The sequence below is a fragment of the Kocuria nitroreducens genome (genome assembly GCF_042879195.1).
Classification (GTDB): Bacteria; Actinomycetota; Actinomycetes; order Actinomycetales; family Micrococcaceae; genus Kocuria; species Kocuria nitroreducens.
Map to the genome: position 1 here is coordinate 98,993 of NZ_JBHZTC010000014.1, position 9,234 is coordinate 108,226.

Below are 9,234 nucleotides of genomic sequence, written 5' to 3' on the forward strand. Positions count from 1 at the left end.
GACGACGCCCTGCGTCGCCTTCCGGCAGGAGGCCCGGCCATGTACGACAACAGCAAGCAGCGCAGCGCGGTACTGCCCCTGGTGCTGAGCACCGTGGGCTCCGTCCTGGTCGGCCTGGTGGTGCGGAGGCTCCGGGAGGACCGCGCGGCGGCCCGCGGGGTGACCGGGCCGGCCCCGTCCGCCGGACGGGGCGGCCGGCGGGCGGGGCCGGCCCGGTCACCCCGGAGGACCGCGCGCGGGCCGGTGCTCTGAGACCGTGACGAGCCACGCGATCAGCTGGGTGGACGTCTTCTCGGCGGCGCCGCTGGGCGGCAACCCGCTCGCCGTCGTGCACGGGGCGGACGTCCTCGGCGAGGACACGATGGCACGCTTCGCCCGCTGGACCAATCTTTCCGAGACCACGTTCCTGCTCGAGCCCACGGTCCCGGGCGCCGACTACCGGGTGCGGATCTTCACCCCCGGCGGGGAGCTGCCGTTCGCGGGGCACCCCACGCTCGGGACGGCGTCCGCCTGGCTCGCCCTCGGCGGGGAGCCCGCGGGCGAGGACGTGGTCCAGGAGTGCGGGGTCGGGCTCGTGACCGTCCGGCGCCGCGAGGACCGGCTCGCGTTCGCCGCCCCGCCCCTGCTGCGCTACGAGCCCGTGGCGGACTCCGCGCTGCTGGACCGGGTGGCGCGGTCCCTGCGGCTGGACCCGTCGGCGCTGCTGGACGTGTCCTGGCTCGACAACGGTCCCGGCTGGATCGGCGTGCGCGTGGCCGATGCCGAGACCGTCCTGGGGGTCCGTGCGGACTGGTCCGCCATGGCCGGGCTCAAGCTCGGCGTGGTCGGACCCCACCCCGAGGGCTCGGAGTGCGCGGTCGAGGTGCGGGCGTTCGTGGGCGACTGGGTCGTGGAGGACCCGGTCACGGGCAGTCTCAACGCGGGCCTGGCCCGGTGGCTGACCGACAACGGGTGGGCCCCGGACCGCTACGTCGCGGCCCAGGGCACGGTGCTCGGGCGCACCGGGCGCGTGGTGGTGGAGCGGGACGCGGGGACCGTCTGGGTCGGCGGCCACGTCAGCGCGGTGGTCCGCGGGACCGTGAAGCTGTAGCCGACGGCGCGCGGGACGCCCGCCCTCAGTATCGTGGGGACATGACGACCCAGGACATCTCCTTCCGCACCCGCAAGTCGGTCGAGCCGGAGGACCTCCACACCAGCGGCACCCTGTTCGGCGGGAGCCCGCTCCGCCGGAGCGACGAGGAGGCGGCGATCCACGCGATCGTCCGGCCCGGAACCGAGCGCGCGGTGCGCGGGAAGGGGTTCTGAGATGGCGGTGCGAAGGCTCAGCGCCGAGCGGATCACGGACTCCGTCACCTACCACGGCGAGGGGCCGTGCTGGTCGGAGTCCTGGGGCGGACTGCGGTGGGTCGACATGCTCGCGGGGGACGTGCTGTCCTTCGGCGCGGACGGCGAGGTGCTCCGCAAGCACGTCGGGGACGTCGTGGCCTGTGTGCGCCCCCGCGCGACCGGGGGCGCGGTGCTGGCGGTCGAGACGGGTGTGGCCCTCGAGGACCCGGACGGGACCGTCCACCCTGCCGAGCTGCTCTGGAAGACCGGGGCGGTCCGGATGAACGAGGGCGGGGCCGGCCCGGACGGCGCCTTCTACGTCGGCTCCATGGCCTGGGACCAGACCGAGGGCGCGGCCACGCTCTACCGCGTGGACCCGGACCTGCGGTGGGAGCCGGTCCTGGAGCGCGTCACCGTCTCCAACGGCATCGCCTGGTCCCCGGACGGCGCCCTGGCCTACTACAACGACACGCCGACCGGGAGGGTCGACGTCCTCGACTGGTCGGAGGCCGCGGGGCTGCACGGCCGGCGCACCTTCGTGGTGCCCGAGCTCGTGGAGGGGGACGTCCACCCCGACGGACTGACCGTCGACGCCGAGGGCGCCGTCTGGGTGGCGCTGCACGGCGCCGGGCAGGTGCACCGCTACACGGCCGACGGCGCCCTGGACACCGTCGTGGAGGTCGGCGCGCGCCAGACCACCGCGTGCTGCCTGGGCGGGGAGGACCTGCGCACCCTCTACATCACCACGTCCCGGGAGAACCTCGCCGCGGACGAGGACCCCGCCGCCGGCTCCGTGTTCGCCGTCCGGGTCGACGTCCCCGGTCTGCCCGTCCTGCCCTTCGGGGGCTGACGGCGGTGCGCAACCCCAGGCGCACCGCCGGGCTGCTGTGGCTGCTCGTGCTCGTGTGGGTCGTCGCCCTCGTGGGCTCCCTGCTCAGCGGGGGCACCTCGTCGGCACTGTCCTTCGCCGTGCTCGTGGTGCTGTGCGCCGCCGGGGCACTGTTCCTCGGCCGCAGGGCCCGGCGCTGACGGGCTTGACCCTCACGCGACGGGAGGGCGCATGGTGGAGGACATGGACGGACAGCGGCCGGCAACGGCGGACGAGAGGCTCACCGTGGGGCAGGTCGCGGAGCGCTTCGGCGTCACCGTGCGCACGCTCCACCACTACGACGACGTCGGCCTGCTGCGCCCGAGCGGACGCTCGGCGGGCGGGTACCGCCTCTACACGGAGGCCGACCTGCTCCGGCTGCGGCACGTCGTGGTCTACCGCCGGCTCGGCTTCCCCCTCGGGCGCATCGAGGAGCTGCTGGCCGCGGAGGACCCCGGGTCCGTGCTGGCGCACCTGCGCCGGCAGCGCGAGTCCGTCCTGGCGAGACTGGCCGAGCTGGCCGAGCTCGTCACCGCGATCGACCGAGCACTGGAGAAGGAAATGACCGGAATCGACCTGACCCCGGAGGAGCGCCGCGAGCTCTTCGGCGAGGGCTTCAGCGACGAGTACGCGGCCGAGGCCGAGCGCCGCTGGGGCGGCACCGACGCGTGGGAGCAGTCCCGCCGCCGCGCGGCCGGATACGACCGGGAGGACTGGCGGCGGATCGCCACCGAGACGTCGGCGATCAACGAGAGGTTCGCCGAGGCCAGGCGTGCCGGGCTGCCCGCCGACTCGGCCGAGGCGATGGACGCCGCGGAGGCCGCCCGGCGCCAGATCCACGAGCGCTTCTACGACCTCTCGCCCGAGTTCCACCGGGCCCTCGGGGACATGTACGTGGCGGACCCGCGGTTCACCGAGACCTACGAGGACCTGGAGCCCGGACTGGCCCAGTACGTCCGTGACGCGATCCACGCCAACGCCGACCGCGCCGCCGGCTGAGCACCCCGCGGGGCAACCCCTCAGCCGTCCCGCTGAAGTCCCCCGGGTGCCGGCGATCCCCCGGACCGATCCGGCGGATCGCCGGCACCCAGGGGACCTCCGCTCCGGGGGCGGGTCCGGGGACTCGTCGGTGCGCGGGCAAGGCTCCAGGGCACCGATCAGGAGCAGCGCCGGTCTACGATCGGATCGAGGAGGAACCCATGACCGAGACCCCCCGAGCGGCCCCGGACGTCGTCACCGGCTCGATCCGCCTGCTCGCGGAGCAGGGCTGGGAGGCCACGACCGTCGACCGGCTCGCGCTGGCCGCGGGGATCAGCCGGGCCACGTTCTTCCGCAAGTACGGGTCCAAGGAGGACATCGTCTTCGCGGACCACGCCGCGAACCTCGAGCGCCTCGAGCAGCAGCTGGCCCGGGCGGGCGATGAGCCGGGCGCCGACCCGGCCGTCGCACTGCGGAACGGCGTGCTGCTGGTCTTCCGCCACCACCTCGACCACCGGGAGCGGGCCCTGGCCCGCAACGCCCTGCTCCGGCAGGTCCCTCAGCTGCGGGACCGGGAGCTCATCACGTCCCACCGCTACGAGCGGGTCCTGCATCGTTACCTGAGTTCCGCCCTGCCCGACTCGCCGGGTCGGTCCACGCTCGCCACGGCGCTGTCGGCCGCCGCGGTGGCCGTGCACAACGCCGCGCTGCGGGCCTGGCTGCGCGCACCGGACACCGACCCCTCGGCCGAGCTGGCGGGGCAGCTCGAGCGCCTCGCGCGCACGCTCGTCTCCGGCTACGAGGACGGCGCGGCGCAGCCGGCCGCCGCGCCCGGGGTGCGCCCCGCCGTCGTCGTCACCGTCCTGGACTCCGGCGCGGACACGGAGGAGATCCTGGCGTCCGTGCGGGACGCCCTGCGCTGAGGACTCAGGCCTCGTCGGCGAGGATCGCGTAGATCAGTTCGTCGCGCCACTCGCCCAGCTGGTGGTGGCTCTCGCGCAGGGTCGCCTCGAGGCGCATGCCGATGCGCTCGCAGACCTTGGCCGAGCTCACGTTGAGGGCGTCCAGGCTCGCGCAAACGCGGTGGGCGCCCAGCGCGGCGAAAGCGAACTCGATCGCGGCGCGCGCGGCCTCGGAGGCGATGCCCCGGCCCGCGTGGTCGGGGTGGACCACCCAGCCGATCTCGACCTGGGCGGCCTCCGCCTCCGTCAGCGTCAGCACGATCTCCCCCACGAGCTCCCGCGAGCCCCGGGGGGAGACGGCGAAGCGGACGTGGTCGCCGTCCCGGCCCCAGGGGCGCATCCCGCTGTTCTCGGCCAGGGTGCGCTCGCACTCCTCGCGTGTGCGCGGGCCCCGCCACGCGTACTGCGCGTAGTCCTCACGGCTCTGGTAGGAGTGCATGGGGTCGAGGTCCGCGGCCTCGAAGCGGCGGAATGCGAGGCGTTCGGTCTCTGGTGGCAGCACGTCGATCATCACCAGTCAGAATACGGCCTGCACGCCCCGGAACCGGACGCCGCACCGCGACACTGAGACTCAATTCCTTGACCTGAGACTCAGTATCAGACACAGTGGTGAGGATCACACCGTTCGTCAGGAGTCCTCCCATGGCACCCACCGCGCCCGCACCGTCCTTCCCCTCCACCGTCACGGTGGACGTCGACCAGGTGGTCCTGCCCGGCCGGTCCGCCCCCGTCGCCCTGGTGCGGCTGGACTCCACTCCGCCGGGCGGGCTGATCATCTGGGGCTCGGCGGCCCTGGAGCAGCTCCGGGACGTCCTGGGGTCGATCGACCAGTCGGCGGTCGAGGCGATCGTGGTCACCGGCAACGCCCGGTCCTTCGGCGCGGGGGCCAACCTCAAGGAGATCCGCCACGCCCAGCTCGCCGGCGTCTCCGACCGGTACGTGTCCCTCGGCCACGAGGCCTTCGGAGTCCTGGCGGACGCGAGCGTGCCCACGTTCTCCTTGCTCACGGGGCAGGCCCTCGGCGGGGGCCTCGAGCTCGCCCTGCACACGGACTACCGGGCGGCCCATCCGCGCACCGGCCCGCTCGGGCTGCCGGAGTGCCGGCTCGGCTTCTTCCCGGGCTGGGGCGGCGTGCACCTGCTCCCGCACCTGATCGGCCCGGCAGCGGCCCTGCGCGTCATCGTGTTCGACTCGCTCCGGGGCCGGAACGCCAAGGCGGTGGAGGCCCTCGAGCTCGGCCTCGTGGACGTGGTGCTCGACGCCGCCCCGGGGACCGGGGAGTGGGACTCCGCCTGGCAGGAGTGGGTCGCCGGCACGCTCGCCGCGCTCGACGCGGGGGAGACCCGCCGCCGCGCCGGCGCACCGGGCGGGACGGACGAGCAGCAGTGGCACGACGCCGTGGCGCAGGCGCGGGACCGGGCCGCGCGCACCTGGCACGGCGCGGCGCCGGCCCCCCTCGTGGCGATCGACCTCGTGGCCGACGCCCGGACCGAGACCCGCACGGTGAACGGGGCGAAGGCTGTGGCCGCCTTCGCCGAGCTGGTCCGCGGGGACGTGGCCAAGGCCTCCCTCTACGCGTTCGAGCTCGTCTCGGCACGGTCCCGGCAGGCCGCGGACGTGCCCGACGCCGCGTCCGTGCCCCTGCGCAAGGCCGCCGTCATCGGCGCCGGCCTGATGGCCGGCCAGCTCGCCTCGCTGATCGCGAGCGGCGCCCGGATCCCCGTGGTCATGACCGACCTCGACGACGAACGGCTCGCCGCCGGCGTGGCACGGACCCGGGAGCGCTTCGCCGCCCAGGCGGCCAGGGGCAGGATCAGCGCGGAGCAGGCCGACCAGCTCGGAGCCCTCGTCACAGGGGCGAGCGGGCCGGAGGACCTCGCCGACGCGGACTTCGTGATCGAGGCCGTCTTCGAGGACCTCGACGTGAAGAAGGAGGTCTTCGCCCAGTGGGAGCGGGTCGTGCGGCCGGACGCCGTGCTCGCGACCAACACGAGCTCCCTGTCCGTCACCGCCATGGCGGAGGGACTCCGGCACCCCGAGCGGGTGGTCGGCTTCCACGTCTTCAACCCCGTGGAGGTCACCCCGCTCCTGGAGATCGTCGCCGGGCGGCGGACCGGCGACACAGCACTCGCGACCGCCTTCGAGCTCGCCGCGGTGCTGCGCCGCACGGCGGTGCGCGTCCAGGACGCCCCCGGCTTCGTGGTCAACCGCGTGCTGACGCGGCTGTTCGACGTGATCGTCCAGGCGATCGACGCGGGCTTCGACGTGGCGGCCGCCGACCACGCCCCCGATCCGATGGGCCTGCCCATGACCCCGCTGCGGCTGCTCGACTTCGTGGGTCCGGCCGTGCTGCACCACGTGGACGGGACCATGCACCGGGCCTATCCCGAGCGCTTCGCCCGGTCCCCGTGGATGGACGCGGTGGTCGAGGCAGGCCTCACCCACGTGCTGCCCACCGAGCAGGCTCCCGGGACGGGCGCGGACGGCTACCTCACCGCGGACGCCGCCCGGCTGCTCGAGCAGACCCGGGCGCAGCACCCCGCGCGCGCCCCCGGCGCTCCCGCCTCCCCGGAGGAGCTGCTGGTGCGGGTCCAGGATGCCCTGGCCGGGGAGATCGGTGCGATGCTGGCCGAGGGCGTCGTCGCCGGGCCCGAGGACGTGGACCTGTGCATGGTCCTGGGCGCCAACTATCCCCTCCACCTGGGCGGGATCACCCCGTACCTCGACCGCAGCGGCGCCTCCGAGCGCGTCCTCGGCCGCCGCTTCCACCGGGACTGACCGTGCTCCCGACCGACCTGCCGTCAGCCCACCGAACGAAGGATCCTTCCATGACCGCCACCCCTGAGACCGGCGCGGACCTGTTCCCTGCCGGCACCGTGGAGCCCGACTACGTCCTCGACGAGGCGCTCGACACCGACGCCGCCGGCGCCTTCGACGCGGTCTCCGACACCGACCGGGAGCACTGGATGCGCGCCCGCCGGTTCGTCCAGGAGGACCTGCTGCCCGTCATCGGCGAGCACTGGGACCGCTCGGAGTACTCCCTCGACCTCGTCCGCCGGCTCGGGGAGCTCGACCTGCTGCGCGACGGCGTGACCGTCGACGGGTACCCGGCGACGTCCAAGACCGCCGCGGGACTGATCAGCATGGAGCTCTCCCGCGGCGACGGGTCCATCGCGACCGTCTCCGGCGTCCAGGGCGGGCTCGCGATGCGCTCGATCGCCATGTGCGGCTCCGAGGAGCAGCGCGGACGATGGTTGCCGCGGATGGCCACGGGCGAGCTCCTCGGCGCCTTCGCCCTCACGGAGCCCACCCACGGCTCGGACTCGGTGAGCCTCGAGACCCGTGCCACCCCGGTGGACGGCGGCTGGCTGCTCAACGGGGAGAAGAAGTGGATCGGCAACGGCTCGATGGGCGGGATCACCGTGGTCTGGGCCCGCTCCGACGAGGACGGCCAGGTCCGGGGCTTCGTGGTCCCGCAGGAGAGCGAGGGCTACAGCGGCACGACCATCCGCGGCAAGCTCGCCCTGCGCGCCATCCATCAGGCGCACCTCCGGTTCGAGAACGTCTTCGTGCCCGAGGAGAACGCGCTGCCGGCGGCACGGTCCTTCAAGAACACCGCCGACGTCCTGTTCGCGACCCGCATCAGCGTGGCCTGGGGCGCGGTGGGCCATGCCCAGGCCTGCTACGAGACCGCCGTGCAGTACGCGAAGCAGCGCAGGCAGTTCGGCCGACCCCTCGCCGCCTCGCAGATCGTCCAGGAGCGGCTGGCCCGGATGCTGAGCGAGCTCACCCAGATCCAGCTGCTCGTGACGCGGATGACCGAACGGGAGGAGGCCGGCCGGCTCACCGCCGAGCAGGCGTCGCTGGCGAAGTACACCTCCACGCGCACGGCCCGCTCGATCGCGGCCAACGCCCGTGACCTCCTGGGCGGCAACGGCATCCTGATCGAGCACCGCGTGGCCCGCCACTTCGCGGACGTCGAGGCCCTGCACACCTACGAGGGCACCGAGACCGTGCAGGCCCTGATCATCGGGCGCGGGATCACCGGCATCTCCGCGTTCGCCTGAGCTCCCGCCGTTCCGCACGACGACGGCGCCTCGGCCATGGAGGCCGGGGCGCCGTCGTGCTCGGTCCGGTGGGGCTCAGAGGTCGGCGCCGCCGTGGAACGCGTCGTTGCTCGGGTCGATCTCGTCCTCGAAGGCGGGGTCCTCGGGGACGTCGAGGTCCGCGATCGCCTCGCCCATGCGGGGCTCCTCGGGCGGGACCTGCTCGTCGCCCGCCTCGAAACGGGCCCCCGCCGTCTCGTCCCGGAGCTCCTGCTCCGAGGGGACCTCCGGGTGCTTGGGGTCCACGCGCGCGTCCTGCACGCCGGTCTCGTCGCCCTCGATCAGCGGGTCCTCCCGCCAGTGCTCGGGGTCGACCTCGGCGGCACCCTCGTAGGTGTCGGGGGTCTCCGGCAGTTCTTCCGGTGAGGTGCTCATCTGCTGTCCTTTCGGGTCGGGGCATCGAGGTCCCATCAGCCTACGCACTGTCGCACCCGCCCCTCCGGCCGCCTGCCCAGGCAGTGGCCGGGGAGGCCGGGAGCGGTGACGAGGGGCCTCCCGCCCGGCCCGGCGCAGGTTTTGACGGTCCTCCGGGGCGTGTGTAATGTATTCCGAGTCGCCGCAAGGGACGCGAGAGATCGCCCCTGACGGCAACGCCGAATCCGGCGGACCGAACCTCCTCGCCCCATCAAGCCCATCACCGCTGTGCGGTGGCCGGCGGCTTGTGGGACGGGACCGGCTCGGGTACGCTAGTGGAGCTGTTTCGGGCAGCAGCGAGAGATCGTTGCGGCCCACGGCGCCAAATCCGGCAGATCCGCGAACTCTCCTCCCGAAGAACCGACCGTCGCTGAGCGACGGAAATGCGATTTGGGTCGGCGGAGAGAATGAGGATACGCTGAGGAGGTCGCCGCGGGGAGAGCGAGAGATCGCAGGAACCGAGCGAGAAAGAATTCCAACACGGTTTCCGGGTGTGGTGCCTGGTTGCTGGTCTGTTGTTTGAGAACTCAATAGTGTGCCATGTTTGTTGATACCGGATGTTTTATTCGGTTGATGGGTT

At 73.5% G+C, this 9,234-nt stretch carries 11 protein-coding genes; 9 read left to right on the forward strand and 2 right to left on the reverse strand.

Going from position 1 to position 9,234, the window contains the following annotated elements:
* Positions 1-39 precede the first annotated feature (39 nt).
* The 7 genes from ACFYE1_RS11315 to ACFYE1_RS11345 all read left to right on the forward strand — a co-directional run bounded on the left by ACFYE1_RS11315 (position 40) and on the right by ACFYE1_RS11345 (position 4,095).
* Entirely contained in the window at positions 40-252 is a 213-nt protein-coding gene (locus ACFYE1_RS11315; RefSeq protein ID WP_387742789.1) for a hypothetical protein, read from the forward strand.
* A gap of 4 nt (positions 253-256) precedes the next feature.
* On the forward strand, positions 257-1,090 hold the full coding sequence (locus ACFYE1_RS11320; RefSeq protein ID WP_387742791.1) for a PhzF family phenazine biosynthesis protein: 834 nt from the start codon (positions 257-259) through the stop codon (positions 1,088-1,090).
* Positions 1,091-1,131: 41 nt separating this feature from the next.
* On the forward strand, positions 1,132-1,305 hold the full coding sequence (locus tag ACFYE1_RS11325) for a hypothetical protein (RefSeq protein ID WP_387742793.1): 174 nt from the start codon (positions 1,132-1,134) through the stop codon (positions 1,303-1,305).
* Position 1,306: 1 nt separating this feature from the next.
* Positions 1,307-2,176 carry an SMP-30/gluconolactonase/LRE family protein gene (locus ACFYE1_RS11330; RefSeq protein WP_387742794.1) on the forward strand — a complete coding sequence of 290 codons (870 nt, stop codon included), beginning with the start codon at positions 1,307-1,309 and terminating at the stop codon, positions 2,174-2,176.
* Between the two features lie 5 nt (positions 2,177-2,181).
* A complete protein-coding gene (locus ACFYE1_RS11335) occupies positions 2,182-2,355 on the forward strand; it encodes a hypothetical protein (protein WP_387742795.1) in 174 nt (57 codons plus the stop codon).
* A gap of 43 nt (positions 2,356-2,398) precedes the next feature.
* Entirely contained in the window at positions 2,399-3,193 is a 795-nt protein-coding gene (locus ACFYE1_RS11340) for a MerR family transcriptional regulator (RefSeq protein WP_387742797.1), read from the forward strand.
* Between the two features lie 200 nt (positions 3,194-3,393).
* Positions 3,394-4,095: a TetR/AcrR family transcriptional regulator gene (locus tag ACFYE1_RS11345; RefSeq protein ID WP_387742798.1), complete on the forward strand. Its 702-nt coding sequence runs from the start codon at positions 3,394-3,396 to the stop codon at positions 4,093-4,095.
* Positions 4,096-4,099: 4 nt separating this feature from the next.
* On the opposite strand, the gene ACFYE1_RS11350 is transcribed toward ACFYE1_RS11345, so the two are convergent.
* Positions 4,100-4,645 carry a GNAT family N-acetyltransferase gene (locus ACFYE1_RS11350; protein ID WP_387742800.1) on the reverse strand — a complete coding sequence of 182 codons (546 nt, stop codon included), beginning with the start codon at positions 4,643-4,645 and terminating at the stop codon, positions 4,100-4,102.
* Positions 4,646-4,776: 131 nt separating this feature from the next.
* Between ACFYE1_RS11350 and ACFYE1_RS11355 the strand changes: the two genes are divergently transcribed.
* On the forward strand, positions 4,777-6,912 hold the full coding sequence (locus ACFYE1_RS11355) for a 3-hydroxyacyl-CoA dehydrogenase NAD-binding domain-containing protein (RefSeq protein WP_387742802.1): 2,136 nt from the start codon (positions 4,777-4,779) through the stop codon (positions 6,910-6,912).
* Between the two features lie 50 nt (positions 6,913-6,962).
* The gene (locus tag ACFYE1_RS11360) at positions 6,963-8,201 is read left to right on the forward strand and encodes an acyl-CoA dehydrogenase family protein (protein ID WP_387742804.1); all 1,239 of its coding nucleotides are present in this window, start codon (positions 6,963-6,965) and stop codon (positions 8,199-8,201) included.
* A 75-nt stretch (positions 8,202-8,276) separates the two neighbouring features.
* Here ACFYE1_RS11360 and ACFYE1_RS11365 read toward each other — a convergent pair whose 3' ends face one another.
* Complete coding sequence (locus ACFYE1_RS11365; RefSeq protein ID WP_387742806.1) at positions 8,277-8,615, reverse strand: hypothetical protein; 339 nt, start codon at positions 8,613-8,615, stop codon at positions 8,277-8,279.
* Positions 8,616-9,234: the final 619 nt, after the last annotated feature.

Bases quoted from the DNA above. Each gene is read 5' to 3' on its own strand.
- ACFYE1_RS11315 (WP_387742789.1), top strand. From the start codon at position 40: ATGTACGACAACAGCAAGCAGCGCAGCGCGGTACTGCCCCTGGTGCTG.
- ACFYE1_RS11325 (WP_387742793.1), top strand. From the start codon at position 1,132: ATGACGACCCAGGACATCTCCTTCCGCACCCGCAAGTCGGTCGAGCCG.
- ACFYE1_RS11330 (WP_387742794.1), top strand. From the start codon at position 1,307: ATGGCGGTGCGAAGGCTCAGCGCCGAGCGGATCACGGACTCCGTCACC.
- ACFYE1_RS11340 (WP_387742797.1), top strand. From the start codon at position 2,399: ATGGACGGACAGCGGCCGGCAACGGCGGACGAGAGGCTCACCGTGGGG.
- ACFYE1_RS11345 (WP_387742798.1), top strand. From the start codon at position 3,394: ATGACCGAGACCCCCCGAGCGGCCCCGGACGTCGTCACCGGCTCGATC.
- ACFYE1_RS11350 (WP_387742800.1), bottom strand. From the start codon at position 4,645: ATGATCGACGTGCTGCCACCAGAGACCGAACGCCTCGCATTCCGCCGC.
- ACFYE1_RS11355 (WP_387742802.1), top strand. From the start codon at position 4,777: ATGGCACCCACCGCGCCCGCACCGTCCTTCCCCTCCACCGTCACGGTG.
- ACFYE1_RS11360 (WP_387742804.1), top strand. From the start codon at position 6,963: ATGACCGCCACCCCTGAGACCGGCGCGGACCTGTTCCCTGCCGGCACC.
- ACFYE1_RS11365 (WP_387742806.1), bottom strand. From the start codon at position 8,615: ATGAGCACCTCACCGGAAGAACTGCCGGAGACCCCCGACACCTACGAG.